The following is a 26,281-nucleotide window of genomic DNA, read 5'->3' on the forward strand; positions in this document are numbered from 1 at the left end:
AAGTCCTTATTTACTATTTACTCTTTGATTTACTTCTTTAATATATTTCAATGCTGAAAATACATCATCTACGGAATAAAAAATAATACTGCCGGGAGCTGCATTCTCTATTGCATACTCTAGGGCATGAAATTCATCGGAGATGACTTTAACTTTTAAATCAGAATTTTGAGCGTGAATTCCTTCCATAAGTAGGCTCGTGAGATAATCATTGCTACTACCTCTCTCATCTTTATTATGTTTAATTATAATTTCATCAAACATTTGAGCAGATAGGGCTCCCAATTCCTGGATATCCTTGGATCGCCTATCACCAGTGGCACTGATTATTCCTATTTTTTTGGAGCGATCCAAAGTAGATAAATATTTTTTAATTTCTAAATATCCTCCTTGATTGTGAGCATAGTCAAGCAGGATAGTGTAATCTTTAAACTCATAAACATTCATTCTTCCGGGGGTATTTTTTTCGGAAGGAACGAAATCGATTAATGCTTTTTTGATCTCCACCGCCGCTACGCCACTAAGCCAACTGGCTATAACTGCTGCTAAAATATTTTTTATCATAAATTCAGCTGCCCCATTAAAAGAGAGGGGAATATCTTTGATCAGTGCAATGGAATACCTATTATTTTTTTCAAAAAGGATAATGGATTCATCCTCAATAAAAGCGGCTACTCCTCCTTTTTGGCAGTGAAGTTTTATTCGCTCCCCGTTACTTAAACCAAATAGCGCGATATTACATTCGAGTTTTTCTTTCAAACCATAAACCAGGTCGTCTTCGGCATTGAGTATTGCATAGCCCTCTTTTTTAGTACTCTGAGCGACCACCGATTTGACCTTGGTTAATTCTTCCAAAGTATGGATGTCTTCTAACCCCAAATGATCTTCAGTGATATTTGTAATGACACTAATATCGCAGTTGGTAAAACCCAGTCCTGAGCGCAATATACCACCGCGAGCACATTCTAAAACTGCAAAATTGACATTTGGATTTAATAATACGGCTTGCGCACTTAAAGGACCGCTGCAATCCCCTTGATAAATTAATTCCTCATCAAAATAAATTCCCTCCGTAGTGGTATAGCCTACTTTAAATTGGTTTCTTTTCACCAGATGAGCGATCAAACGGACCACTGTTGTTTTGCCATTAGTTCCTGTCACAGCAACTATAGGGATTTGGAAGTTTTTCGATGGCGGAAACAATGAGTTCACTATAGCACCAGCCACATTTCTTGAATTACCGTGGGAAGGGCATAAATGCATCCTTAAACCGGGAGCCGCATTCACTTCAAGGATTGCGCTGTTTTCTTCATTCATTGGTTCTTCAATATTTTTAACTATGGCATCAATGCCACAGATATCCAGATCTATAACTTTGGCTACACGCTCCATAAGTTTTTTATTAAAAGGATGGATGAGATCGGTCACATCCATGGCCGTCCCTCCAGAGCTTATGTTCGCGGAATGCTTCAAAGATAAGACTTCTCCCTTTTTCAAAATTGATTTTAGATGCAGCGACCGTTCATTCAAAATCTCCCTGGTCACTTCGTCAACAGAGATTCGGGTTAAAAAATTGTTGTGACCTTCACCTCTTTTGGGATCTTCATTTATTTCAGTAATGAGTTCTTCTATCGTTTTATCACCAGTTCCTATAACTTGTGCGGGTACTCGTTTAGAGGCAGCAACCAATTGAAAATTAATCACTAAAAATCTGAAATCACTCCCTTCAATATGCTTTTCAATAATAACTTTATCGGAAAAACTTTTAGCTAAATCAAAGGCTTTTCTGGCTTGTTGCCAATTAACTATATTACACGTCACACCGTTTCCGTGGTTCCCGTCAAAAGGTTTGATTGCTAAAGGAAAATGGATGAAATTTAAAATCTGTTCAAGTTCCTCCATAGAGCTTACCAAATAGCCTTTAGAGATAGGTATAAAGTGTGAGGCGAGTATTTTTTTAGTTAAACTCTTATTTCCCGCAGTTTCGACGCCAATCGAAGAGGTTTTTGAGGAAACAGTCATCCATATTTTTTGTTGATGGATTCCATAGCCTAAAGTAATCAAAGGTTCATCTTCCATCTTACACCATGGAATTCCCCTCGCTTCAGCTTCCCGGATAATCGCTGAAGTACTGGGGCCTAATTTTTCATTCTCATAGATTGAGCCAAGGTAACTAATTTCATTATTAAGATTTAAAAAGTTGCGGCCTCGTGCGATACATTCGGTAATCTGAACAGCTAATTTTGCTGCATGAAGCGCTGCCTTTTCAATTTCATAAGAAAAAACAATATAATAAATACCCTTTTCACGCGTAGCGATTTCTTTTTCGAAACTCGTATGCATACCCGCTAAGTTTTGTAGTTCGACTGCGATATGGCCAATCACATAACTTAATTTAACTTCCTTATCCAATTGGTCAAAAAAGTTCCCATGTTCTTTTGCAGTATGAGTGAGGCTAGGTAAGAGTTTTTTTAAATTCATTGAAAAGTTTTCGGTAATGTATGCAGGATTATTTAAATCGTCCAGGTCTATTTTAAGAGCAATTAATTTTTTTCTCTCTTGGCTCCAATAATTGGGACCTCTTAATACCTTAATATTTAATATTCTCATGTTAAATTCCGTTTACGTAATTTCCGTGTTTGCTGTTAGCTGCATGCAAAATTGAAGAGATAAATAAACTGCACTTGTCTTTGGGTAACGCTTCTTTTAATTGAGTATAGTCATAATTCAAAAAATAAAAGACTTTAGTTTTAGCTACTGATTACATATCAGATTCGATTTCTAAAACTTTATTACTGAAGGTTAAAAGACACTTCTGCACTAGGTCATTAAATGAGGAGTGTGGTTCATTTCTAAGCAAGCAGGTCAAATACAGCTATAATTAAGGGTAGGGTAAATTTTCTAAGCGAGTAGTATTATGGCTCAAGCAAAAAATCATATTAGAGAATTGAGAGTTGGTTTTTTCGGGAGTGGGGGTTCAGGAAAAACGCAACTGGTTAATGTTTTGGCGAGTAGGAGGTACAGGACAGACGAAGGTACTACAATTGGTATTTCAAATAACTCATTCCAAAGCGAAAGCGGAGATGTTCGCGTTACACTAACTACTCATGGAGACGCTGTCAAGCATAGGCAAAAAAAGGAGCAATGGGTGAGGGCAGAGCCAATCAATGTGATTTGCATTGATCAAAGTGACAAACAATCCTTACAAGAGGCTGACTTCTATATAATGGAAGTCCGGAAACAAAAACCTGATTCTCAAATTATAATTGCAATTACTAAAACAGATGAGAGTGAGAAACAACAGGTTACACAGAAAGATATTCAACAATTTAAAGAAAAACATAAGCTTCCAGATATAAAGGTTATGGAGACCAGTGCTGCAAAGAATACAGGAATTGATGACTTGCGCGATTTGATTGTTCGGCAAAAAGATAAACAATTAATTGACAAATTTAAGATGAAAGTTGATTTAGCTTCTATGGAGCTCAAGGCGATTGGGGCGAACTCCCAGTCCCCCGCAGTGAAAGCTTGGGAAACGTTTCAAAATGAGATAGCTGCAGCAGCAAACGAATGTTCGAAAAGCATGGTCCAGGGTGCAATTAAAAAATTTACTAGCCAGCTAACCGAAAAGACATTAGAAGTAGAACCTCCGAAAGTACGTGATTTTTTTACAAAACTCAGAGAACTTTTTACAAAAAGGCAGGCTTGGAATACTGCAGACGAGATTAGTGATCATAGTCGTTATAAAGAACAAGTTAAGCTAAAAGAAAAACTAAGCTCTTATAAGGGTGATATGGAAAAAGAGAGCAAAAATTTCAAACCTTAATATTAAAAATAAGGAATGTCTAAGGTCGGGTTGTAATGTATGGAGGATTATGACTTCAGTATGAATTCATAAGCAATCAAAGCTTCTAAGTTGTATCGATATAGCGATCAGATTAATGGTAAAGACAGTATACGATTACTATACTTTAAGTTAAAACCTACATAAGAAAGGAACAAGATGTATTTCTAAACAATACATCTTGTCTCCTCTACTAAATCATTACACGCTGACGTCTTCCTTTGATTTTCACGAGTATGCGTTTTAAAAAAAAGCGACTCTCTTATTGAACTTGCTCTTTCTACTAAAGTTGTTGTTTCATTTCTTGCCCATTTATGCATTTCACCCTCCCGTATACAAGGTGAATACAAAATTTGGTTTTCATAATAATCAACTCTCATAGAAGTTGCATATTCAGCAAATCCCTCTAGAAATCGTTTGGCCATTATGTAAGCTTTATTATTTCGATCACAAAACCACAATTTAATAGTAATATTATCCGTTTGAGTTATTCCGTCCGCTATCATACGTTTAGAAATATCATCTACTGTAACTGCTTTTTTTCCTCCCGAAACGCAATATGCCCAATCATGAAAGGGGAGATGTTTTAATTCCTCATAGGGTAAATTTGGATTATCTAAGACAGAGGATAATTTTCTATCGGGATGACAATCAATTCCGTGGCCTAGCACATAAATTTTTGTACTAGGAGGCAAAGTAGATAAATCACATTGGTTGTGTAATAAAATGATAAAATTTTTATTTTTAAACCTGCTTGCATTATTTTTTTTAAATATTTGAATATCCTTTTTCACCTCTTCTGAGAGCTCATCTTCCCTAAAGGGCACATAAATATATCCGTCGACAGGATTTTTTAGATAATGATTACAGAAATTATCAAAAGCTTGTTTTAAGTTATTAAGGATGCCTACAGTCATGATTGATTTGTTTAAATGCAGCTTGATTCATTATAATCCACAAAACATTATGGTTTTATTAATTAATAATTATTCTGTGGTTTAAAATCGTTGGTTGGATCAAAATGTCCAACCGATATGCTCGTCCACAATTGATGTCATTTCCCGCGTAGACGGGGTTTTCTCCAAAACAAAGTTTAGGAATTATTTGGATGGATGGATTCCGCCTGCGCGAGAATGACACTTTTAAACTGCAGGTGTAACCCTAAATCCCGGAGTAACGTCATTATAAAAAAGCCAATCTGAGTTATTAACATTATGGAGGTCGATTATTGTTGTTATTATTTTAAGCAAAGAGTTTAATCACGTAGGGAGCCAAAAATTAAAAATTAAAATAGTGGGAGTCAAGACTGTTTTTTTATTTTTTATTTGTATAAGATACCTATGTTTGAATTTTTTCTTTAATCCCTTTTCTGTGGATATCTTTTTACCAAATATGAATTATAAAACAGCAATGTATAAAAAAAACCTTGCTGTGTCTGAATTATATCATTTTTAAAGCACTGCAACTTCATTTAAGTTATGCACATTTTCTGTGGATAAGTCTGTTTATAGACTGTCAAACTCCTTGTGGAATTAGTAATTAATAAGGTGATTCATCTTTTACCAATCTGCCTTCCATCCCAATACAAGAGCAATAAGCGGTTGATCATTTATATCCCACATAAGGGTTTAATTGTTATTGAGTTAAAATAGGTCAATCTCATTTTGCAGCCTTTGTCCAAATAAAAAATTGACAAAAAAAATTGATTATTCTCGATGACTTAGTATTAATTTTAGCCTTGAGCCTTTAAGAAGGGATTTACAGCGGATTTTTCCTTGTCTATGATATTTGTACGTAAATCAAAAAAAGAGTTATTATGTCACCACGAGGCGGAAAAAGAATAGGAGCAGGACGTCCTAGGGGTGAGCCTACCAAAGCGGTTCGTTTAACGGTATCTCAGCTTGCTGAATTAGAGCGTGTAAAGAATCGTAAGAGTTACCAATTACCTGTGTTCGCCAGTAAAATACAAGCTGGATTTCCTTCACCTGCTGATGATTACATAGAGGGATATCTCGATTTAAATACTAAATTCATTAAACATCCTTCAGCTACCTTTGTTTTGCAAGCCATCGGAGATTCGATGGTGGAGGCGGGTATTTTTTCGGGTGATTGGCTTTTAGTTGATAGAAGCATAGAACCCTCAGATGGTCGTATTGTGATTGCTGCAGTCAATGGTGAGCTAACAGTGAAGCGTCTTTCAAAAAAAGGGGGAGTAGTTCAATTGCTTCCGGCAAATCCCAAATTTAAACCCATTGAAATTACCGAGGAGAATGAAATGGTGATTTGGGGGGTGGTTACCTTAGTTCTTCATGAGCTTGCCTAATATGTTTGCTCTTATCGACTGTAATAATTTTTACGCCAGCTGCGAACGTTTATTTCGTCCTGACTTAAGGGATGCTCCGATTGTGGTTCTCTCTAATAATGATGGATGTTGCATCGCGCGCTCGAATGAGGCAAAAGCCTTAGGTATTACCATGGGTGAACCTTATTTTAAAATTAAAGATTTGTGCAAAAAGCATGGCGTGAAAGCTTTTTCCTCGAATTACACGCTTTATGGAAACATCAGCCATCGAGTGATGTGTACCATTGAGGAAAGCTGGCCTCATGTGGAAATCTACTCCATTGACGAGGCATTTCTTGATTTAAGTAGCTTACCAATTGATTGTCCTACTTCTTTTTGCGAGCAATTACAAAAGAAAATTTTAAAACACACGGGAATTCCTACTTCCATCGGTATTGGACCGACTAAAACATTAGCTAAAGCGGCGAATTATTTATGTAAAAAGGTTTTTAAGATACCTGTTTTCGACATTACGTCGAATCGCGAGCAATTATTGCAGCAAATTTCAGTAGGGGATATATGGGGGGTAGGACGACAATGGGAACATAAATTAATCGCACGGGGAATACATACGGCCTATGATTTGGCCATGACCAATGCTCACCATCTGAAGAAGAGTTTTAATGTCGTTTTAATGCGAACCGCAATGGAGCTTCGAGGAATTGCCTGTGGAGGGTTGGAGGAAGTCGAGCCGAAGCAAAACATCATGTCATCAAAAAGTTTTGGACAAATGCAAACACACTTTTCGGCCATTGCCGAAGCTATAAGTAGTCATTGTGCCAGAGCCGTTGAGAAAATGCGTATTCAACAATTGGTAGCACAGCGCCTGTTTGTTTTTGTACATACCAATCGGTTTCGAGAAGATCTGGGGCAACACTTTCAATCTATAGAATTTAAGTTCATTACTCCTACCGACGATTTGCGATTAGTTACGCAAATCGCTAAGCGATGTTTGCAACGTATTTTTAAATCAGGATATTACTATAAAAAAGCAGGGGTTTGCCTTGAGGATTTGATTCCTAAAGATCCTATGCAATTGGATATGTTCCATCAGCCAAGTGATGAGCAACTAAACCACACAGAACAATTGATGAGCGTATTTGAACGAATCAATCAAAAGTATGGACGAAGTACGATTCGCCTGGCAGCTGAAGGGTATTCCAAACCTTGGGATATGCGGGCCGAGCTTAAATCACCTGCTTATACCACCCGATGGTCTGAGGTGCCTCAAGTTCGTTTGGATTGAAGGGTTTTTATCATGAATGAACTAAAGAATAGAAATTGAAATGAACCCAATAAGAAAAATCATTCATATTGATATGGACTGTTTTTATGCCGCTATCGAAATGCGTGATTTTCCTGAGCTGGCCGATAAACCCATCGCGGTAGGAGGGGCGGCGGATCGAAGAGGGGTTATCGCCACGTGCAATTATGCGGCACGAGCCTATGGAGTACGCTCAGCCATGCCCACAGGAAAAGCAATGAAGTTATGTCGTAACCTAATCTTACGGCCAGTACGTATGGAAGTTTATCGGAACGAAAGTCAATATATCAGATCCTTATTTGAAGAATACACCGATCTAATTGAGCCTTTATCTTTGGATGAAGCCTATCTTGATGTGACGAACTCTCCTAACTGTAAAGGGAGTGCTACCTGGATGGCACAAGAGTTACGTGAGCGAATCTATCAGACCCGGCAACTTACCGCGAGCGCAGGAATTGCGCCCAATAAGAGCTTGGCAAAAATTGCCAGTGATTGGCATAAGCCTAATGGGCAAAAGGTGATTAAGCCAGAAGAAGTGGCTGCATTTATGATTGATTTACCCGTGCGCAAATTATTTGGGGTAGGGCCTAAAATGGAGGAAAAATTAAACTCTTTGAATATTAAAACATGTGGCGATGTACAACAGCATTCAATGGATTATTTATTTAATGAGTTTGGGATTATGGGGCAGAGACTTTATGATTTGGCGCGTGGAATAGACGAGCGTCCAGTTAATCCTGAGCGTATTCGAAAATCCATTAGTGTCGAAGAAACCTATTTGCAGGATTTACCGGATGTGGACGCATGTTTTGCTGCGTTACCGGAGTTAATGGGACGTCTGGAAGGAAGAATACAGCGTATAGGAGGAATTTCAGGCATTCATAGCTTGTTTGTTAAATTAAAATTTAATGATTTCCAGCAAACCACGGTTGAATGCATACACGATAAAATTGACTTAATTATCCTTCAGCGCCTTATCCAAGAGGGGTTCTGCAGAAAAAATATGCCCATAAGATTATTGGGTATAGGAATTAAATTGAAGCAAGAAAAGACACCGGAAATGATTCAACTTCCTTTGTTCGACTTATAATGGTTTAGGTTTATTTTAGCAATAAACGTGAATCTACAAATAAAAATCATATTCGGTAATTTTACAATTTTTATAGCACGGATCCATTTAATGATGGCTATACTTGTTTTATAAATACCGAATTGAAAAATTGATACCAAATGTTATGAGGAAATTTCATTTAGAAGAAAACAAAACACCAACCCATGCTAATTTAGCGCGTTTTTTGAAAGCGGAGGGGTGGAAGTCAAGTAAGTTTTCTGCGCTGGCGTCAGTGAATGAAGAATGGCTCCATTTTTCTCCCCTGATTAGTCAAACCTTAGAGTATAAGCACCTGCTTGCGGCTTTTTTGCAGGCAAATCATCTCGAATATTTGATGCCAGAGACCCATTATATCGATGATCAGAATTGGCCTACTGTTTTGGCTAATATCAGTAAGTCACATCCTCCTAACATTCCTTGGATATTAAAACCATCTATGTTAAATAATGGGCAACATATCCATATATTTAATGATTTAAACGCCATTGAAGCCCATTTTCTTTCTCATCAGCGGATGGGAGGCCCCCAAGTTTTGCAACGGTATATTGTTAAGCCGCAATTGATTCAGGGACCCCAATGGGGGCATAAATTTTCTATTCGAGAATTGGTGGTGGTATCTACACACGAAGGTGCAGCACTTTTTCCGAGTGGGTATGTGAATATCGCCTTAAAACCTTATCAAGAAGATAATTTCAACCAACTGGAATCTCATCTTACCAATGAACATCTTAGTGACGAACGATATAACGTAGTGCAACGTTTAAGTGATGAGATATCAATAGTCCAACCCTACAAAATGGAGATAATTTTTATCTGCCAACTGCTAGTCAATGCATTGAAAAAGCGATTTGCTCCTGTTTGGGAGGACAGACAGCCTCGAATTGCCTGCTTTGGTTTTGATTTTATGGTTGAGGCAGCAGGTAATAAGGTTTGGTTACTGGAAGTGAATCATGGACCTTGTTTCCCTGTTGATGATTCCCATCCTTTATTTAATGCATTGTATCGTCCTTTTTGGCAACAATTAATCAAACGGTTTATTGAAAGGGGACCTTCCGATTTTATTGCTTTAGACTGATCTTTTAATTCAGGGGGCGTACAAGTAATGCCCTAAAGCGCATTTTGATAAGCTAATAATAAGTCTTGTTTAAAATAATTAAAGATGGCTTTATCATTTTTAAATATTTTGGCTCTTAGAATAGCCGAAGGATGGTAGGTTGCCATGACCAAATAATCAGGTTTAGTGATTAAAGTTCCTCGTTCTTTTTGTAAGTGAAAATGAGGATCAATCAACGATTTGGCTGAAGTTGCTCCCAGACAAAGAACTACTTTCGGTTCAATGCTTTTAAGTTCCGCTAAGAGCCAAGGCTTACACGCATCGATTTCCTGTTCTGAAGGGGAGCGATGTTGGCGGGTATTTCCTTTTTTTTACAAATTTAAAATGTTTTACGGTATTCGTGACGTAAATCAGATTTTCATCGATATCCAGCTCTTTTAATGCTTGATGTAATAATCGTCCCGCAGGACCTACAAAAGGCTTTCCGATTAAATCTTCTTTGTTCCCAGGCTGTTCACCTACCAGAATTAAAGGAGCGTGTATATTTCCCTCTCCAAAAACGGTCTGAGTAGCATTTATATATAAATCACATCCCTTACAGCTACAGGCAGACTCTCGGAGCTTTTCAATTGAGGACGTGTTAGGCATATAATCTAGAGCCGAGGAATTTTTTTTCATAAGTTTCTCTAAAATATCCTTTATTTAGGATAGAGGTGTTTTTATTAACTTTCCATGAACTGTGTGTATACTCTAAACGGATTTTCCCATGCAGGACGGGAATCCATCTCATATTCCAATTTCGTTCCAACGATTAAATGAACTCGTGCAAAAAATATGAAAAACTCTGAAGGGGAGTGGGTAAAATACCTCTCAAACAACTATCCTCCTATAAAGCGAATATATCCAATTACTTTTTTTAGATTCGGCTAATTAGCAGAAAAAGTGGTGTATATTTATATATATCCTAATATGGAAATTACGTTATGGACGACTATTTGATAAAAACCAAACATCTGGGGTTACGCTTACTTAGAAAAGATGATGTCAAGTATTTAAAACATATAGAAAGGGATCCCAAAGTCAAAGAATTTTTTCCAGAAGGCCTCTTAAGCGATAAAGAAATAAAGGATTATATTAACGAAACCTTAGTTCTTTATAAAGAAAAGCATTTACCTTCTTGTATTATTTTTAGGTTGTCTGGTGAAAAATTTGTTGGTGAAGCTTATTTTAACCAATTAGACAGCGGAGAAATAAAAGTAGGATACCTTTTGCATCAAAAATTTTGGAATAAAGGGTACGCTACCGAAATATTAAAAGCTCTTCTGAAATGGGCAAGGGATAATATCGATACGGATTATATAATTGCCTACGCTGATAGAAAAAATACTGCTTCATTCCGGGTCATGCAAAAATGTGGAATGAAATATTATAAAAAGGGACGTTATTTGGAGATGGATTGCTATTTTTACCGGATTCGTAATAAATAAAATTCTAAATTGTGTCACTACTTTGTGGGTGAGTACAAAAAAGGGTAACTACATTTTTAATTATTTTTTCGCACAGATTAAGTTGTTCTATAGTTACAAATTCATTCGGATTATGGGCTTGTTTAATATCACCAGGCCCACAGATAACGGTGGGGACATTGGCATTTTGAATGACACTCGCCTCAGTTCCATAGGAAACCTTTAATCGATCGTTTATTCCGGTTACTGCACGAACGACTTTAAGGATGGATGAGCTTTCCAAAGCTTGAAATCCGGGTGCATCAGAAGTTTCATCAAAATAAACTCTAGCCTCTGAATAAGTCTTTTTCATCTCAGGTAACAGCGTTTCATTGATATAATTTTCAATTTGGCTACGAAAATTTACAATGGGAAATTGGTTGATATAACGAACTTCAAGAATAAATTCACATGTGCCAGGAATGACATTTGTTGCAATTCCACCACTGACTATATTAATGGTTATTGTGCTGAATGGACAATCAAAATCATTATCAAATGGCCCATTTTCTTTTATATAATGGGCAATAGAGTTAATGTAATTGATTAAACGACTCCCATATTCAATTGCATTACAACCCTCAAAAGCCAGAGAAGAGTGGACTGCTTTCCCCTGTATTTGACAATGATAAAGTTTTCTAGCTTTCCCTCCTATTATTGGGCGCATATTAGAAGGTTCACCTACAATACACCCTTCAGGTTGAATCCTATTGGTTTTTAAAAAATCAATTACATAATCTATACCCAGGCAACCTACTTCTTCGTCACAAGTAAATGAAAAGTGAATGGGTTTCACTCGTTTTAATTTTTTAAATTCAGGGGTAAGAGCGAGAATCACCGCAAGAAAACCCTTCATATCGCATGTACCACGGCCATAAATTTTATTATCTAATTTCGTCGCTACAAAAGGATCCGTATTCCATATTTGTCCACCTACAGGTACCACATCAGTATGACCCGACAAAAGAATCCCTCCTTCCGTTTGCCCATTCGTTGCAGGAATAGTTGCAAATAAATTAACTCTGGATTCAGCGGGGCCAGGAATAACTTGCGAAGGAATATGATGTAGTTTGAACCACTCATCGATTGTTTTAATAATTTCCAAATTCGAATTATTTGAAATGGAGTTAAAACTAATGAGCCGCTCTAGCCATTGTAAAGTATCCATTACTCTCCTTGTTTGTCCGATTGGTAGGCACAATGAGCTATAAATTACATAATAGTCAAAGCAATTCTACATTGCAATTTATCCAGATTGATACCAAATTGGATTATAATTAATCCATAGGAGCTTATTTTTAAGGAATTATATGAGAAGAAATCTGCCATTTAAAAAATCTACAGTGGCCTCAATTGGAGTTGAACTAGAACTTCAGCTTATAGACCCCTGCTCCTTTTCATTAATTTCTAGAGCTAAGGATCTGATTAGAAATATTAAAACGGAATCCTATCAAATTAGAGTAAAACCTGAAATAACCCAAAGCATGATTGAAATCAATACTTCCATTCATCAGTCCCCGCAAACTATGTTGCAGGAATTATTTGAATTGCAAGCCTATTTATTAAAACAGGCTTCCAATTTGGAGATAGGGATTTGTGGTGGAGGTTGTCATCCATTTCAAACCTGGGCGATGCAAAAAATATTTCCCACATTAAGATACAAAAAAATTTCAAGGAGATATCGGTTTTTATCCAAAATGGCTACTGAATTTGGCCAGCATATTCATATAGGTTGTGGTAATTCAGAGGATGCCCTTTATCTCACGCACGCGCTTTCGCGGTATGTACCTCAACTTATTGCAATATCCGGTTCTTCACCATTTTATCAAGGCGTTAATACCCACTTTTGTTCCGCACGTTCGATTGCCTTTAATGCATTTCCATTAAGTGGGGTTATGCCTTATCTCACGGATTGGAAACAATTTTCAGATTATTATTATAAAATGCGTAATTTAGACATTATATCGAGTATGAAAGATTTTTATTGGGATATCCGCCCTAAACCTGAATTTGGTACAGTTGAAATTAGAGTTTTTGATGCCCCACTAACTATTAATAAAGCACTATTGATTGCCGCCTATATTCAGTCCTTAGCCCTTTATCTATTGGAAGAAAGACCCACTCAAGTTTGCCCTGATGTGTACAATCTTTATAACCAAAATAGGTTTGAAGCTTGCCGATATGGTTTTGAGGGCACTTTTATTAATCCTTACACCATGGAGCGCAGTTTAATTGTTGACGATATAATAAATACTGCGGAGACAATTAAAAAATATGTTGATCAACTAGGAAATACTGAGTATGTGGATCGATTACTCGATGGTGTAAGAGATAAAGTGAATGACGCCTCTTTGTTATTAGAAATATTTCATCAAGTGGGCTCCTTGCCTAAGATGGTTTCAGAGCAATGTAAAATGTGGGCTCAAAAAAATTAAATGAATATAATCAATATAAATTAGATTATAAGTTAATGTCTTGAGAAATTATTTCAATCTCATCATTATTGGATTTTTTTGCCACCACAAGAGTATACTCAGGAACTTCAAGCCAGGTAGTCGTGTCCTCTGTCAAAGGTTCAGATGCAATAATAATGCTTTTTTTGGACTCACCACCATTCATTTTATATCCCTCATCAAAAAAACCGTAGCTTTCTCCGTAGGTATACCATAATGAATGGTAATAAGAATGAGTAGAAGGCAATTCCGAAGGTAAAGGCCAGCCATAATCAAACACAAATCGAGTGGCAGCAATAAATTCACCATTTGTAATAAATAAATTTACAGGGGAGTTTGCTTTTATTTTTCGTCTTTGACGAACGTGCTGTACTATTTTTAATGTTTCAATAACCGCAGTAATAATATCCTCTGTTTCATAATTACTAGATTCAGGTAATTGAGATAAAAATATGGAGTAAATCCATTCACTATCCGTAGTTCCATGGATATCTTCTTTATATTCAGGACGTATATATTCCAATAAATCATATCGCATTTCCTCAAAATTACTTAATGATCCATTATGAGCAAGAACGACATTGGTGTTCGAAAAAATAAAAGGATGGACATTTTGATTAGAGACGATTTGCTCTTCATGATAAGAAACCCCGCGTAAATGTGCCAAAAGACAATAAGGAGAAATTTTAGAAGCAAGGTTTCGTAAATTACTATCGTAAAAGGGTAATTGAGGCGTCTTATATAAGTAAGGGAATTTGGGATTGGGTGATGTAGTATCCCAAGCAGCCATGCCAAATCCAGCTAAATTAAGTAAATGAGACATGTATTTAGGATTATAGCTCTGCTCTATAAATGAATTATCGGGCTTATAAAGCAATTCTTCAATTACTATCGGTTTTCCAAGATAAGTCAATATTCTGCACATAACATTTACCTATTGTAGTTTTCAATGTGTAATCGTATGTCTAATTTATCAATCGATTTTTTTAATGATGTAAACGAAGTACAAATCAAATAAAATAGCTTATACCAAAGCTGCGGATGATTATTTTTGATTAATTGCAGGGCTGTTTCGGGTAACTTACATAAAATTGTATGTTCGCAAGTAATATATGTAAAATTAAACGAGGTAATATTTTCAATACACCCTATGCTCGCTAGAAATGTTCCTGGGCCAATTACTGATAATTTAGCAAGCTTGTTGTTCTTGATAATACATGACTGGATGGCGCCATATAAAACTAAATAACAACAGGCGCTTTTTTCTCCCTCGCTAATTAAGGTACTATTTTTTGGAGCATCTAAAATAATAAAATGAGTACATAACAAATGAGTTTCTTCTTTGGTTAATGATTTTAATGAGGAAATATTTTGAATAAGGGCTTGATCGATTCCTTTCTCACCAAAAATAATTTTCTTGGGCTGATTTAATGAATAAATCACTCTTTCAAAAAACGACAAGCTTGTCATATCTGAATTAGAAATAAAAGAAGTCACCACATCATGTATTATTTTTAAACGATTGCATGTTTGCTGGGCAATAACAAGAAGCAGCTTATATTTTGTTTCTGGGTAATCAAGAGAAAGTAATTCAACGTATCTTTTGGAAATAATTAAATATAGTCCGGGGCTTGTAGCTATAAAAGATGTGGGACAAGGACAAGGCTCATTGAGTCCAATGGTAGTTAACAATTGGCCTCCGTGAAGAGTTTCAAGATTAGTGACTCCCCGTCCCATTATTTGGGCGCTTACCAGAATTGTTCCTTTAAGAATAACATAAACATTATTGATTATTTCTCCTTGATGCAGGAGGATTTCTCCTGATTCGAATGAAGCGATTTGACTATGCTTCATCAGAAGGTCTAATTCATATTGATCTAAAAAATCACCCAAAGTGCTAAGTAATAATTTATGTGGGCTTTCAGTTAATTGATATTCCAGTTCAACCACATTCTTATTATTCATGTAAATATCCTTTTCTAATAAGGCATTGGTTCAAATAAAGTATTTTAGTAAATTATAGACATGATGTATCTGTTTTGCTCAACAAGGAGTTGCTGTAGAAAAAGAATAAATGGAAGATTAAATAATTTATTTTTTGCTTTTTTGAAAGTAGAGTCTATACTTAAAATATAGGAGGTGTTGTGGAGAAGTCCATAAACATTCCTATTGCGAAAACCACCCTCGGGTGGTTTTTGTCATTCTAAAGACGATAAAAATCAATAACTTCTAAAATTAAAATTGCCGGGCTTTATCTCCAAATTATTTACTTTGTTTTGGGATGGATTCTTGCCTAAATATAAATGTTACTATGCTTATCGTATGTTCTAATATTGGGAGGTTGATACGTCAGATTATCCACCCCATGATACCGTGATATTCTCATTATTATGCTGCTTAGCTCAAATGACGCTTGTGTGATTAGTCTATAATTTAAACTACACACATTAATTGGAATATTCTATGTGGTCCCCGTCTCAAAAAAATCCTTCTAAGGGAGAAAATGAGCGTTATGCTAGATTCATTGGTAAACATCGCGATCTTAGAAATGTTATTGGTGGAGTACTAACCGTTGATTTAGATAGAGCGCAAAGGGAATTAGCCAAATTAGAACAGATTATTCAAATTATCGAGGAGCATAAACATCAACCTTCAGGGGATCTTAGAGAAAAATTAAAAACGGCAATGGAGTATGGTAACCTCACAGAAAAACTTAAAAGCGAAAAGCTGCGAGCGGAGGAAGCAGCGGATAAGATAACAAGACTTCCTTTATCATTGGACGAAATGAAACTGCTTTCAAGCGTTTTTGGTAGTGAAGATAATGGAATTTTATATTTATCCCCAGAAAAGTTTTTTGAAAGATTAGAAAATCTGCAGGCGAGCACCAATGAAGGGGACCAGAAAATCGTTGCCAAGTTAGAGCAAAAAGGACAAGGTGAAGCAAATAGAATAATACAGGATGTTATAAAGCATATTAAAGAGGATTTAAACAGGACTAAATGGGATGAAATGAAATTCTTATTATCCGATGGTATTAAGAATGTAGCTAATTACAGCGATAAAACTCAAATTTACAATAAAACCCTTTTTATGCACAGCAAGATGGATGCAGAAATCACCCAATTATCAAGCGAAAAGACATCTCAAAGCAGTATAGGGCGACTTAGACAAAAAAAAGCAGCAATTTCTGAGTATATTCAGGAACTCGAAAGTATAAGACATGTAGAAAGTAAATATTTTACAGCTCTTACTACCACGACGGCCCGGGCTACAACTTCCTTAGAGAGTGATCTAAAAGCTATTGAAAAAACTATAAAAGAGTGTAAGAAAGATATTAAGGAAGCAAAAAAGGAGAAACAATCCACAAAATTTCTTCTCTTACGTCTTAAGGAACTTGAATCCTCAAAAAAAGTGTTATCCTCCCTTGCAAAAAAAGGAAAACTGGAAAAAGCCATTGAAGAGATAGAAGACGCCTTAACATCAAGCCAAAAAGTAAAACACTTTGATGATGTGTTGGAAGAACTGGATAAAAACATTTCCGAAAAGGAAGAACAAAAAGCTTTGCTCATGTCGGATAGTCCTTTGAGTAATAAAAAAGAAGAGAGACAAACAAAATTTGAACAAAATAAACGAGAGATAGCAAAATTGATGGCATCATTGGATGCCGTTAAAGTAGAAGGTAAGATTATAACCAAAGAAGAGAAAAAGAAGTGGGAAGATATTGAGAAAAGAATAGACAAGCTCATGTATGAAAATGATCTGCTTAAATCAGATAATCCTCCAAAATCAAATGAAGAAATAATACATAACTTAAAAGATAGTATGCGAATAACATTAGCTCTAAGTGAAGGGAAGGATAAAAAAACTCAAGAAAAAGCGACTTCGTACTTTAAAAGTATAAAACAAACTATTAAGGAGATGAGGGAAGAGGATGAAAATCTTAATCCTGATCATGGCTATTCGTTAAAAAAATGAAAGGAAAGTTTTTATCTGAGAACCATCAAAAACCTAATGAGAGAAGCAGTATTTTTTGCTTTTCATAAAAACAGGGTCTATACTAAAAATGTAACCTGCTTTTAGATTAGTCCATAAGCATGGCTACTGCGAGAACCACCTTCGGGTGGTTTTTGTCATTATAAGGAATCAGAATTTTTATTTTACGCCTTTAAGCAAATAAAATTAAACAAATTAGTCCCAAAAGAGCAGTGATCCCATGTCCTAAGGCAAGCCATTTAGGAATCGTTTTTCCAGTTATATCCCTATAAATAAGAATAAAACCGCCAATAGCCGCTGCGATAAAAAGAAGTAGGCTTACTAGGGGAGCGTTATAAAAAATTGAATAAATAATTAGAAGTAAAATTCCAATAAACGCAAAAGATCCATGCGTTAAAGCAAGTCCTTTAGGTGTATTTTTATTTTTTAGGATATACATTAAAAGCCATACCCCAAGTGATATCGTTATTAAAAAAATCAAAATGGTACTGATAAACATGGATTTTTCCTTAAGTTCAAATCTATTCTATTTCCACTGTTTTATTTCTAAATCGGTGGTAGCAGGACCTTCTATAACTTTTCCATCACAAGTAAAGCGACTTCCATGGCATGGACAATCCCAGGTTTGTTCTTCATTGTTCCAAGCTACAATACATTTCATATGGGGGCAAACCGCTGATAAAGCATGTAAATTATTTTCAGTATCGCGGGAAACAGCAAGTTTTTCATCATTGTATTCAATTACCTTACCCTCGCCCCTTTTTATATTTTCAGTCTTCTGAGAGAACAATGTAGGGTAATCCTCTAAATATTGGCGCAAAACATTGCTATTTTCTTTCCATAAAAAAGCGGCAGAAGATAATAAGTTGTGACGGGTCGATTGGTAAATAGGCTCTAAAGGATTGGAATTTTTTAATATTAAATCGCTGATGATTATTCCTGCTAAAGTCCCATAAATTAGACCATCAGCCCAATATCCCGTAGCCATATATGTATGTTTTGAGCTTCCAGATGCTAAACCGATATAAGGGATGCTGTCGGCGGATTGAAAATGTTGGGCTGACCATTTGTATACCGTTTTAGAAACTTTGAATGTGGAATTAATGTATTTTTCTAATTTTTTATAAGAGGAAGTTTTCGAAGGATTTTGGCCTGTTTTGTGATGTTCTCCCGCCACCAGCATGATCTGTGGGCGTTTAAGAGAAACGCTATGGGTGCATATGGAATGAAAAGGGCTGTCTAAATCCCAAACATGTCCCTCCGGATATTCTTTGTTTTCCAATTCAATCCCCATAACATAGCTTCGGTAAGGAGCAGTAAACAATTGGGTGGGATTTATTCCAATGGGAGTATGGGTTGCCATAAAGACATTCTTTGCTTTAATTTTGGCTTTTTCCGTTTCGAGGACACAATGATTGTGTTCTGTCACCTTAGTTACACGTGTTTTTTCAAATATTAAACAGCCATTCTTTAATAAATCAGCAGCCATAGATAAAACATATTGCAAGGGATTAAATCGTGCCTGATCTTCCATAACGATGGCTTTGCTAAATTTAAAATCAAAAGGTAGAGTTTTGGCATACTCCACAGAAAGGTCCATTTTTTTAAGCAATTCCAATTCTTTTTCAATGGTAGCCAGTTCATTTTTAACCGTATATGCATACCAAGGACGACGAGTAAAATTACAACGGATTTTTTTGTCGCTCACTTTTTTTTCAATATACTCTATGGCAAATTTTCTTGATAAAGCTACAGATTTTGCTGTATCAAAATCAAACTTGGAAGCAACGGTTTGGTACAATGGCTGAACGGCTATATATAAATTGCCAGTAGAAAGGCTGGTGGTAATACCGCCAATTTTTTCTGCTTCTAAAATGGCTACCTTTTTACCTGCTTTGGTTAATTGCTCTGCGGCAGTTACTCCTGTAATCCCGCCTCCAATTATCGCTACGTCTACCTCTATATCTTCGGTTAATTCTGGATAATCAACTTGTCTTTTACTAATTTTTTCCCATAAAGATATACTGTCCATAGATTTTCCTAAATGTTATGTTAAAAACAGCACCGGACAAGCAAAATTAATCAATCTATTGATCATTCCCAATACCCCTATTTTAGATTCTTCCACATTTTTTCGTTATTAAGGAAATCCTTGGGTCTAATAAGAGTTAATATAGTCTCAATTTAAAAATTTTTTAAACACGAAACTACATGAAAGTACCTTTTTATTTAAGTATGTCCTTATTTGTGATTCTAAATATTTTAAATTTTTTGGAATTTACAAATGGAATAATAGTGTACTCTTCGTAATAAATTGTTTGATAATGGTCATTATTTGTACTAAATATTTGGATGGAACAAATTATTGTTCTAAACATTATAAGGAGATAATTATGAAAAATTTTGAACCCAAGAAGGGAAGTTCTCCCAGTACTGAAAAGAAACATGCCCCCTCTAAAGGTCATCATTTAAGCAATGAGGATCGCAAAAAAGGAGGGTCCCATTTAAAAGGGGGCCGTAAATAACTGTGCACATTACAGGGTGTAGATTTAACACCCTGTAACTCTGTTCAGAAACTTATGGATGTATAAAAAAAATACCAAGAATGTAAGAGTAAATCGTTATTCTTTATTTTTTTAAGGAACACCCTATCTAAATTGGAAGGATCCTTAAAGGTAAAGTTAACTTTTTTACTCTATTCCTAATAAAGAAGTTTAAATACAATAGGAGAATTAACATGGAAAGACAAGAAGATAAATTACAACAAGGTGGTCAACAAGGTCAACAAGGTCAACAAGGTGGCCAAGGCGGACATCAAGGTGGCCAAGGCGGACATCAAGGTGGCCAAGGCGGACATCAAGGTGGCCAAGGCGGACATCAAGGTGGCCAAGGCGGACATCAAGGTGGCCAAGGCGGACATCAAGGTGGTCAAGGCGGACATCAAGGTGGTCAAGGCGGACATCAAGGTGGTCAGGGTGGACATCAAGGTGGTCAGGGTGGACATCAAGGTGGTCAGGGTGGGCATCAAGGTGGTCAGGGTGGACAACAAGGCGGTCAGGGTGGACAACAAGGCGGTTTAGGTGGACAAGGCCAAGAGAAAAGAAATCAATAAATGAGAAAGAGCAAGGTAATTTTCCTTGCTCTTTTACAATAAAGTGGAATTAAACAAATGCTAAAATATCAAAAATTATCGCATTATTGTTAAAAAAATGATTTTATCTCTCAGTCTCCATATTTTAAGAAATATTAACTAAACTAAGGGAATTCTATATTTAATGAGATGTTGTTTTTGCTATTACTTAAATAATAGGGTGACATTCTTATTAAATAGCTTTGTTACGTAAAAGAACTCGTCGTACCAAAAGGGAATGGGTATGAAAAAAACGCTTTTCGAAAACAAAATTATAATATTAGGATTTGGTTGTATAGGCCAAGCATTATTACCTTTACTCATAGGTAAATTGTATATTCCTTCTTCTCAAATCACAATAATAACTAATGAAGATTCTGCAATTCTCATTGCAAAGAAATTCTCTATAAATGTCATTGTTCACGCAATTAATAAAACCAATTATAAGAATTTGATTGGCTCATTACTCAATTTTGAAGATTTAGTAATTGATGTTTCGATAGGGATCTCGTCATCCGCACTTATTCAATTATGTAATCAGCATGATGCGTTATATATAAACGCCTCTATTGAAGAATGGGGAGAAAGTATTTTTGAGCTAAATAATCCTAAAACATGGACCAATTATTGGTTGAGGGAAAAAATTCTTGATTTAAGAGAAACAATAAAAAAAACAACGATACTAACTCATGGTGCTAACCCCGGCCTTGTATCTCATTTTGTCAAGCAAGCTTTATTGAATATGGCAAAAGATAATTCGCTTCACATTTCTCCTCCACAAAATAAATTAGAATGGGCTTCTCTTGCAAAAACACTCAATATCAAAAGTATTCATATTGCGGAACATGATTCTCAAGTGGCATCTTCATTTAAAAAATGGGGTGAGTTTGTAAATACATGGTCCATAAAAGGATTTATAGAAGAAATAAAACAACCAGTTGAAATAGGGTGGGGAACTCATGAACAACACCTTCCGCATGGAGCAAAATATCAAGGAGCGAAGTCTAGTATCTATATAGAATGTCCTAGCGGTAGCATGAAAGTCCGGTCATGGACTCCAAGTTTTGGAGCATACCAGGGGCATTTAATTACCCATCCGGAAAATACGTCGATTGCGAATTATTTAACCTTAGAACAGGACAAAAAAGTTATATATAGACCTACGGTTCTATATTCATATTGCCCCTGTCCTGATGCATTGCTTTCTTTGCAGGAACTTCAGGGAAATGAATGGATTCCCCAAAAAAATCATCGATTAATTGTAGATGAAATTGAAGAAGGTATTGACGAACTTGGGGTATTATTAATGGGGAATTCTAAAGGTGCCTATTGGTATGGGTCTACCTTATCAATAGAAGAATCTCGCAAACTCGTTGCCCATAATAATGCTACGAGTTTACAGGTGGTTGCTGGATTAATCAGCGGGATTATTTGGGCGATTCAGAATCCTAACCAAGGATTACTAGAACCGGATGAGTTACCCTATGATCAAATTTTAAAAAATGCCTTACCTTATCTAGGTAAAGTGCAGGGATATTACACCCAATGGAATCCTTTAAAAATCAGAAATAAATTATATTACGAAGAGTTAGATAATTCTGACCCATGGCAGTTTATAAATATGCAAGTTAAATCCTCTCCGAAATAGGGGATTTAAATTTCTAGATCTATTCTTTTTCAAGACAAGTAATCTTTTTTGTTCTACCTCTTAAACACTTCTCACTGGCCTATATCTCCCTTGTTAATGATGAACGATTCATTATTAACTGAAATGATTGAGCTCTCCCCAGTTACATTCCAAATATTGGCATTACCCGGAGGAAAGAGCCTAAATTCATTTTTATACATTTTGCTGGAGGGAAGAGTTGGTTTCTTCCCAAATTTATCAGAAATTGGGTTCGGGGAAGTACAAATATAATACACAAGAGAAGACATAATTCTTAAGGTATTGGCATTGTTATTGTTTATATATAAATTCGGATATGAACTTTGAAGAATTTCATTGGTTGTCCATTTATTTAATGGCAAAGAAATAGAAACAAATTTATCTGAGTTTAATAAAAAACAGAGTTCATCATAGTCTTTTTCTTTATCCCACTGAAGGTGAAACCAAAACCCTAGTAAAGGATTATTATTCCAATTAAGCTCAGGAGTTTCGATATAAATAGACCATTCTGGAAGCTGATAAAATTTTGTTTTATCGGCTTTTGTGCTGACATTCATTTGCGCCAGTATCTTATATAATTTTGAATCAAAGCGATAAATACCCTGAGTATAACGCCATGTACCAATGGCAGCCAAATACATCGCCTCTCGGGTTTGTTCCAAATTAAGAGTGGACGTATTATATTCTTGAGCTACTATCCCTTTCCATGCATTTAAAGGCAGAAAACACCATGCAGGCCATTCTTCTTTAAAGTAATTGATTGTTCGGTATTTGTTTATAAGATTCCAAGCGTTAGGAAATTGATGAGACAACATAGCTAAATGATCTAGAGGTTTCATGATTGCTATCCTTTTCACCGAAACAAAACTCTTAACATGCCAGTTTAATTTGATGAACCATATCATCTATTGAGAATTAGGGTTTAAATTCTTCCTATCAAAGTTGATTAAGTGGATCCGAATCAGAATTTTTTTCTTAAATTTAATTATAGCTCAACTTTATAATACACAAGGAACAGTGTATGACCCATTTATGAATATAGCTTAATCAGATATTGATTAATGAGTTGAAAAATCATTACCAACAAATCACAGGACTTATGCAAAGTCTGTCATTCAAACTTTTCTATAGCATATTAATTAAAGAATTTTCAGGTCAGGGCCGGATCTACGCTAATATTGGATTTATTAGTGTGAAACTTAGTCTATTTCTCAATATTCAGATTTTTGTGTGGTCCTATATTGAAACCCTCGATGATCTCTGCGAGCTCCTTATGCTTTAACGCAAATTCCAATACCTCTTCAAAAGTTGAGTTATTAGTTTTAAAGACTTCCATTAGTTTTAATAGGTTAGGACTATTTTTTTCTGCATCCTCATTTAAATTATTTTTTTCCCAATCGATTATATAAGCTTTAAGGTCTTGTAAACCCAGATAAATTTCTTTTGGATCCGATAAATCAATATTTTTAATACACATTAATAGATTTTGAATTAATTTCCCTGTGCTATGACTAGGATTTTTTAACAATTCGTGATCCAGTAATTTTGTAAGAATTTCTACGTTAGATTGTCTATTGTTTAGTTCAATTTTAATAATTTTTAATTCAGATTTAATTGGAACAACAGGCGCTGCATTCCCATCATCAGTATTTCCTTCATCCTCCACAACAGCTACAATTCTACCTTTACTATCAAATCTCGCCCGATTAACCAATGCTTCATCCCAGTCATCAGTGTTTCCCTCATCCTTCACATCAGCTATAAGCCTACCCTCACTATCAGCTCTCACCTGATTAACAGGTGCTGCCTCCCAGTCATCAGTATTTTCTTCATCCCCCTCATCAGCTATAAGCCTACCCTCACTATCAGCTCTCACCCGATTAACAGGTGCTGCCTCCCAGTCATCAGTATTTCCTTCATCCTCCACATCAGCTACAACTCTACCTTCACTATTAAACCTCGCCCGATTAACCAATGCGTCATACCAGTCATCAATATTTCCTTCATCATCCACATCAGCTATAAGCCTACCCTCACTATCAGCTCTCACCCGATTAACAGGTGCTGCCTCCCAGTCATCAGTATTTCCTTCATCCTCCACATCAGCTACAACTCTATCTTCACTATCAAATCTCGCCCGATTAACCAATGCTTCATACCAGTCATCAATATTTCCTTCATCCTCCACAACAGCTATAAGCCTACCTTCACTATCAACTCTCACCCTATTAACAGGTGCTGCCTCCCAGTCATCATTGTCAAAGTAGCTACCCAAAGGAATTGGCTTAGAATCCACTCCATAATTATAGCTATTAATTTCACTTAGAGATTTTCCAGATAAACCTGCATAACTCGCGGGCGCTTCTGTTACTTTTATCCCATGATTATCTTTTTTATTCATTTGATTATCAATTTGCCTTTTTTTCGCGTCTATCACACCCCCAGGTTTTTTGTTTACTGACATATCAGAGGCATATTCTACATATTCATAGCCTGTACCAGGTATATTTACCCAATGAGTCCATGCTATTTTGCCTGCGTACTTAACTAATGCGAAGATTGGAGTTTGTAACCTAGCAATTTTAAATCTCATGATAGAAATTAAATAAAATAGTTATAATTTAATTATAGACCAGGCTCGCCAGTGCTAAAGGCAGTGACAGTTTCTAGTTTGTGGGTACCATTTATCATTAAGTCGCTTCCTAAAATCATAGAGGCTATAGGCTAAACAACAGACATATCTTTAGCCACACACGCTTTCCGAAACTCAGGATTTTTTTATTGTATTGACTAAACCTAGATCCCAATTTATTTTTAATTCTGCAAAAATAAAGAAATGGAATTTTATTCCATATTCAAGGAAATAATCATGAAGAACTTAAGATTATGGTTTCAAAAATTTTCATCGTTTATCAGCGAAATATCCGGAACTTTCGGAGCTTTTATTACTGCTATTCTGCTTATAATGATTTGGATAACTACGGGTCCTATTTTTAAATTTTCAGATACATGGCAGCTCGTGATCAACACAGGGACAACTATTATTACCTTTTTAATGGTTTTTTTAATTCAGCATACGCAAAATCGTGATAATAAAATTATAAATTTAAAGTTGGATGAGTTAATTAAATCTCATCCCCCAGCCGATAATAAGACCCTTGATTTAGAAAAATTGAGTGATGAACAGCTGAAATTTCTAGAAAAAAAATATAAAAAAATATGTGAAGAAATTTTACATAAATAATCTTCGAGTCCCTCCGAAGGTACTTAGTGCATCACACAATTGGATGACCATTTCTTTATTCTTATGGCGCTTATTAAGAAGACGCTCCATGTTTTCACCAGAATGGCGTTGGCTGTTATAAAAGAGCGCTATTTTATGAGCGCTGTTTTGCGCCAATATGCCTGTAGTGTACATGCGCGTGCGTTTTTATCAGGGTTTTTTCCTGTTGTGGCGGATTGTATCTACAATGCGAATTAAAGAACCATTGGCCGCTAGCTCTTCTAAAGCTGGGAATACCAATACGCACAATTGGATAGTTCTTCCATAAGTTGCCATTGGGTGGATGCCGGGATTGACGGAGTAAAGCCTGCTACCACAGTGATGTGGGCATAATTGACCAGCACTCAGAGTTTAGTGGTCCTATCTCCGCTGCCAAAGATTAGCCGATTTAAATTGGATAGAGTGATTTTATGTTCGACCAATGCGCGCGGATCCAAGAGGCCAGGTGAATACACCCAATGATAAAAGTTTTTGTTCCCACAGATAGGTCTAATGAGTGCACCAATGCAACGATCTGCTCAACTTCTTCCTGTGATTTTTCAATGACAATGGGTAATTCTTTTGCTTACGTCATTTAGCAACTCTGCTCTTCTTAAGGGCAGCAAGATTAGCTAGCAGTCCTAATAAAATCAATAGG

General features: G+C 36.0%; 24 protein-coding genes. 12 read left to right on the top strand and 12 right to left on the bottom strand.

All coding sequences use genetic code 11. The annotated features are described in order from the left end of the window. Positions 1-6 precede the first annotated feature (6 nt). On the bottom strand, positions 7-2,610 hold the full coding sequence (gene cphA / locus HBNCFIEN_RS05620; protein WP_182393085.1) for a cyanophycin synthetase: 2,604 nt from the start codon (positions 2,608-2,610) through the stop codon (positions 7-9). A 307-nt stretch (positions 2,611-2,917) separates the two neighbouring features. On the opposite strand from cphA, the gene HBNCFIEN_RS05625 reads away from it, so the two are divergent. Next, entirely contained in the window at positions 2,918-3,826 is a 909-nt protein-coding gene (locus tag HBNCFIEN_RS05625) for a GTPase domain-containing protein (protein WP_182393086.1), read from the top strand. Positions 3,827-4,011: 185 nt separating this feature from the next. On the opposite strand, the gene HBNCFIEN_RS05630 is transcribed toward HBNCFIEN_RS05625, so the two are convergent. After that, positions 4,012-4,761 (bottom strand): hypothetical protein, encoded by a 750-nt coding sequence (locus HBNCFIEN_RS05630; RefSeq protein ID WP_182393087.1) that lies wholly within the window; start codon positions 4,759-4,761, stop codon positions 4,012-4,014. Between the two features lie 899 nt (positions 4,762-5,660). Here HBNCFIEN_RS05630 and HBNCFIEN_RS05635 point away from each other — a divergent pair. The 4 genes from HBNCFIEN_RS05635 to HBNCFIEN_RS05650 all read left to right on the top strand — a co-directional run bounded on the left by HBNCFIEN_RS05635 (position 5,661) and on the right by HBNCFIEN_RS05650 (position 9,635). Beyond that, positions 5,661-6,167 carry a LexA family transcriptional regulator gene (locus tag HBNCFIEN_RS05635; RefSeq protein WP_182393088.1) on the top strand — a complete coding sequence of 169 codons (507 nt, stop codon included), beginning with the start codon at positions 5,661-5,663 and terminating at the stop codon, positions 6,165-6,167. Next, on the top strand, positions 6,154-7,431 hold the full coding sequence (locus HBNCFIEN_RS05640) for a Y-family DNA polymerase (RefSeq protein WP_182393089.1): 1,278 nt from the start codon (positions 6,154-6,156) through the stop codon (positions 7,429-7,431). The genes HBNCFIEN_RS05635 and HBNCFIEN_RS05640 overlap by 14 nt, the downstream gene beginning before the upstream one ends. A 40-nt stretch (positions 7,432-7,471) precedes the next feature. Continuing rightward, positions 7,472-8,539 carry a DNA polymerase IV gene (gene dinB / locus HBNCFIEN_RS05645; protein ID WP_182393090.1) on the top strand — a complete coding sequence of 356 codons (1,068 nt, stop codon included), beginning with the start codon at positions 7,472-7,474 and terminating at the stop codon, positions 8,537-8,539. Between the two features lie 145 nt (positions 8,540-8,684). Further along, complete coding sequence (locus tag HBNCFIEN_RS05650; RefSeq protein WP_182393091.1) at positions 8,685-9,635, top strand: tubulin-tyrosine ligase; 951 nt, start codon at positions 8,685-8,687, stop codon at positions 9,633-9,635. 32 nt (positions 9,636-9,667) lie between these two features. Here the strand turns inward: HBNCFIEN_RS05650 and HBNCFIEN_RS17850 are convergent, their stop codons facing one another. Both HBNCFIEN_RS17850 and HBNCFIEN_RS05660 read right to left on the bottom strand, forming a co-directional pair. Then, on the bottom strand, positions 9,668-9,940 hold the full coding sequence (locus HBNCFIEN_RS17850; protein WP_182393623.1) for a uracil-DNA glycosylase family protein: 273 nt from the start codon (positions 9,938-9,940) through the stop codon (positions 9,668-9,670). Beyond that, entirely contained in the window at positions 9,927-10,292 is a 366-nt protein-coding gene (locus tag HBNCFIEN_RS05660) for a uracil-DNA glycosylase family protein (protein WP_182393092.1), read from the bottom strand. The genes HBNCFIEN_RS17850 and HBNCFIEN_RS05660 overlap by 14 nt, the downstream gene beginning before the upstream one ends. 317 nt (positions 10,293-10,609) lie before the next feature. Here HBNCFIEN_RS05660 and HBNCFIEN_RS05665 point away from each other — a divergent pair, with 317 nt between their 5' ends. Then, positions 10,610-11,101: a GNAT family N-acetyltransferase gene (locus HBNCFIEN_RS05665; RefSeq protein WP_255464366.1), complete on the top strand. Its 492-nt coding sequence runs from the start codon at positions 10,610-10,612 to the stop codon at positions 11,099-11,101. Positions 11,102-11,105: 4 nt separating this feature from the next. Here the strand turns inward: HBNCFIEN_RS05665 and argE are convergent, their stop codons facing one another. Beyond that, on the bottom strand, positions 11,106-12,287 hold the full coding sequence (argE, locus tag HBNCFIEN_RS05670; protein ID WP_182393094.1) for an acetylornithine deacetylase: 1,182 nt from the start codon (positions 12,285-12,287) through the stop codon (positions 11,106-11,108). A gap of 142 nt (positions 12,288-12,429) precedes the next feature. On the opposite strand from argE, the gene HBNCFIEN_RS05675 reads away from it, so the two are divergent. After that, positions 12,430-13,554 carry a YbdK family carboxylate-amine ligase gene (locus HBNCFIEN_RS05675; protein WP_182393095.1) on the top strand — a complete coding sequence of 375 codons (1,125 nt, stop codon included), beginning with the start codon at positions 12,430-12,432 and terminating at the stop codon, positions 13,552-13,554. A 25-nt stretch (positions 13,555-13,579) separates the two neighbouring features. On the opposite strand, the gene HBNCFIEN_RS05680 is transcribed toward HBNCFIEN_RS05675, so the two are convergent. Beyond that, positions 13,580-14,497 carry a class II glutamine amidotransferase gene (locus tag HBNCFIEN_RS05680; RefSeq protein WP_182393096.1) on the bottom strand — a complete coding sequence of 306 codons (918 nt, stop codon included), beginning with the start codon at positions 14,495-14,497 and terminating at the stop codon, positions 13,580-13,582. Between the two features lie 5 nt (positions 14,498-14,502). Further along, positions 14,503-15,537, bottom strand: a complete 1,035-nt coding sequence (locus HBNCFIEN_RS05685) for a cyclic nucleotide-binding domain-containing protein (protein ID WP_182393097.1) — start codon at positions 15,535-15,537, stop codon at positions 14,503-14,505. 498 nt (positions 15,538-16,035) lie between these two features. On the opposite strand from HBNCFIEN_RS05685, the gene HBNCFIEN_RS05690 reads away from it, so the two are divergent. After that, positions 16,036-17,547, top strand: coding sequence for a hypothetical protein (locus HBNCFIEN_RS05690; protein WP_182393098.1), 1,512 nt, complete (start codon positions 16,036-16,038; stop codon positions 17,545-17,547). Between the two features lie 190 nt (positions 17,548-17,737). On the opposite strand, the gene HBNCFIEN_RS05695 is transcribed toward HBNCFIEN_RS05690, so the two are convergent. Then, positions 17,738-18,064: a hypothetical protein gene (locus HBNCFIEN_RS05695; protein ID WP_182393099.1), complete on the bottom strand. Its 327-nt coding sequence runs from the start codon at positions 18,062-18,064 to the stop codon at positions 17,738-17,740. Between the two features lie 27 nt (positions 18,065-18,091). After that, on the bottom strand, positions 18,092-19,597 hold the full coding sequence (locus tag HBNCFIEN_RS05700) for an FAD-dependent oxidoreductase (protein WP_182393100.1): 1,506 nt from the start codon (positions 19,595-19,597) through the stop codon (positions 18,092-18,094). A gap of 361 nt (positions 19,598-19,958) precedes the next feature. Here HBNCFIEN_RS05700 and HBNCFIEN_RS17690 point away from each other — a divergent pair, with 361 nt between their 5' ends. The 3 genes from HBNCFIEN_RS17690 to HBNCFIEN_RS05710 all read left to right on the top strand — a co-directional run bounded on the left by HBNCFIEN_RS17690 (position 19,959) and on the right by HBNCFIEN_RS05710 (position 22,343). Then, on the top strand, positions 19,959-20,090 hold the full coding sequence (locus tag HBNCFIEN_RS17690; protein WP_255464367.1) for a hypothetical protein: 132 nt from the start codon (positions 19,959-19,961) through the stop codon (positions 20,088-20,090). Between the two features lie 212 nt (positions 20,091-20,302). Next, positions 20,303-20,677 carry a hypothetical protein gene (locus tag HBNCFIEN_RS05705; RefSeq protein ID WP_182393101.1) on the top strand — a complete coding sequence of 125 codons (375 nt, stop codon included), beginning with the start codon at positions 20,303-20,305 and terminating at the stop codon, positions 20,675-20,677. 262 nt (positions 20,678-20,939) lie between these two features. After that, entirely contained in the window at positions 20,940-22,343 is a 1,404-nt protein-coding gene (locus tag HBNCFIEN_RS05710) for a saccharopine dehydrogenase C-terminal domain-containing protein (protein WP_182393102.1), read from the top strand. Between the two features lie 71 nt (positions 22,344-22,414). Here the strand turns inward: HBNCFIEN_RS05710 and HBNCFIEN_RS05715 are convergent, their stop codons facing one another. Together HBNCFIEN_RS05715 and HBNCFIEN_RS05720 are read right to left on the bottom strand one after the other, a co-directional pair. Then, a complete protein-coding gene (locus HBNCFIEN_RS05715) occupies positions 22,415-23,200 on the bottom strand; it encodes a hypothetical protein (protein WP_182393103.1) in 786 nt (261 codons plus the stop codon). Positions 23,201-23,565: 365 nt separating this feature from the next. Continuing rightward, positions 23,566-24,954, bottom strand: a complete 1,389-nt coding sequence (locus HBNCFIEN_RS05720; protein ID WP_182393104.1) for a hypothetical protein — start codon at positions 24,952-24,954, stop codon at positions 23,566-23,568. A gap of 276 nt (positions 24,955-25,230) precedes the next feature. Between HBNCFIEN_RS05720 and HBNCFIEN_RS05725 the strand changes: the two genes are divergently transcribed. Then, positions 25,231-25,605, top strand: coding sequence for a low affinity iron permease family protein (locus tag HBNCFIEN_RS05725; RefSeq protein WP_182393105.1), 375 nt, complete (start codon positions 25,231-25,233; stop codon positions 25,603-25,605). On the opposite strand, the gene HBNCFIEN_RS05730 is transcribed toward HBNCFIEN_RS05725, so the two are convergent. Next, entirely contained in the window at positions 25,594-25,779 is a 186-nt protein-coding gene (locus HBNCFIEN_RS05730) for a hypothetical protein (RefSeq protein ID WP_182393106.1), read from the bottom strand. The genes HBNCFIEN_RS05725 and HBNCFIEN_RS05730 overlap by 12 nt on opposite strands. Positions 25,780-26,281 lie beyond the last annotated feature (502 nt).

The organism is Legionella sp. PC997 (genome assembly GCF_014109825.1).
Classification (GTDB): Bacteria; Pseudomonadota; Gammaproteobacteria; order Legionellales; family Legionellaceae; genus Legionella.

Excerpts from the sequence above, each read along its gene's own strand:
- HBNCFIEN_RS05725 (WP_182393105.1), top strand. The coding sequence starts at position 25,231 with ATGAAGAACTTAAGATTATGGTTTCAAAAATTTTCATCGTTTATCAGC.
- HBNCFIEN_RS05660 (WP_182393092.1), bottom strand. The coding sequence starts at position 10,292 with ATGAAAAAAAATTCCTCGGCTCTAGATTATATGCCTAACACGTCCTCA.
- HBNCFIEN_RS05680 (WP_182393096.1), bottom strand. The coding sequence starts at position 14,497 with ATGTGCAGAATATTGACTTATCTTGGAAAACCGATAGTAATTGAAGAA.
- HBNCFIEN_RS05720 (WP_182393104.1), bottom strand. The coding sequence starts at position 24,954 with ATGAGATTTAAAATTGCTAGGTTACAAACTCCAATCTTCGCATTAGTT.
- HBNCFIEN_RS05625 (WP_182393086.1), top strand. The coding sequence starts at position 2,918 with ATGGCTCAAGCAAAAAATCATATTAGAGAATTGAGAGTTGGTTTTTTC.
- HBNCFIEN_RS05630 (WP_182393087.1), bottom strand. The coding sequence starts at position 4,761 with ATGACTGTAGGCATCCTTAATAACTTAAAACAAGCTTTTGATAATTTC.
- HBNCFIEN_RS17690 (WP_255464367.1), top strand. The coding sequence starts at position 19,959 with ATGAAAAATTTTGAACCCAAGAAGGGAAGTTCTCCCAGTACTGAAAAG.
- HBNCFIEN_RS05640 (WP_182393089.1), top strand. The coding sequence starts at position 6,154 with ATGAGCTTGCCTAATATGTTTGCTCTTATCGACTGTAATAATTTTTAC.
- HBNCFIEN_RS05635 (WP_182393088.1), top strand. The coding sequence starts at position 5,661 with ATGTCACCACGAGGCGGAAAAAGAATAGGAGCAGGACGTCCTAGGGGT.
- HBNCFIEN_RS05650 (WP_182393091.1), top strand. The coding sequence starts at position 8,685 with ATGAGGAAATTTCATTTAGAAGAAAACAAAACACCAACCCATGCTAAT.
- HBNCFIEN_RS05730 (WP_182393106.1), bottom strand. The coding sequence starts at position 25,779 with ATGTACACTACAGGCATATTGGCGCAAAACAGCGCTCATAAAATAGCG.
- HBNCFIEN_RS05695 (WP_182393099.1), bottom strand. The coding sequence starts at position 18,064 with ATGTTTATCAGTACCATTTTGATTTTTTTAATAACGATATCACTTGGG.
- HBNCFIEN_RS05715 (WP_182393103.1), bottom strand. The coding sequence starts at position 23,200 with ATGAAACCTCTAGATCATTTAGCTATGTTGTCTCATCAATTTCCTAAC.
- HBNCFIEN_RS05700 (WP_182393100.1), bottom strand. The coding sequence starts at position 19,597 with ATGGACAGTATATCTTTATGGGAAAAAATTAGTAAAAGACAAGTTGAT.
- dinB (WP_182393090.1), top strand. The coding sequence starts at position 7,472 with ATGAACCCAATAAGAAAAATCATTCATATTGATATGGACTGTTTTTAT.
- HBNCFIEN_RS05685 (WP_182393097.1), bottom strand. The coding sequence starts at position 15,537 with ATGAATAATAAGAATGTGGTTGAACTGGAATATCAATTAACTGAAAGC.
- argE (WP_182393094.1), bottom strand. The coding sequence starts at position 12,287 with ATGGATACTTTACAATGGCTAGAGCGGCTCATTAGTTTTAACTCCATT.
- cphA (WP_182393085.1), bottom strand. The coding sequence starts at position 2,610 with ATGAGAATATTAAATATTAAGGTATTAAGAGGTCCCAATTATTGGAGC.
- HBNCFIEN_RS05690 (WP_182393098.1), top strand. The coding sequence starts at position 16,036 with ATGTGGTCCCCGTCTCAAAAAAATCCTTCTAAGGGAGAAAATGAGCGT.
- HBNCFIEN_RS05675 (WP_182393095.1), top strand. The coding sequence starts at position 12,430 with ATGAGAAGAAATCTGCCATTTAAAAAATCTACAGTGGCCTCAATTGGA.
- HBNCFIEN_RS05710 (WP_182393102.1), top strand. The coding sequence starts at position 20,940 with ATGAAAAAAACGCTTTTCGAAAACAAAATTATAATATTAGGATTTGGT.
- HBNCFIEN_RS05705 (WP_182393101.1), top strand. The coding sequence starts at position 20,303 with ATGGAAAGACAAGAAGATAAATTACAACAAGGTGGTCAACAAGGTCAA.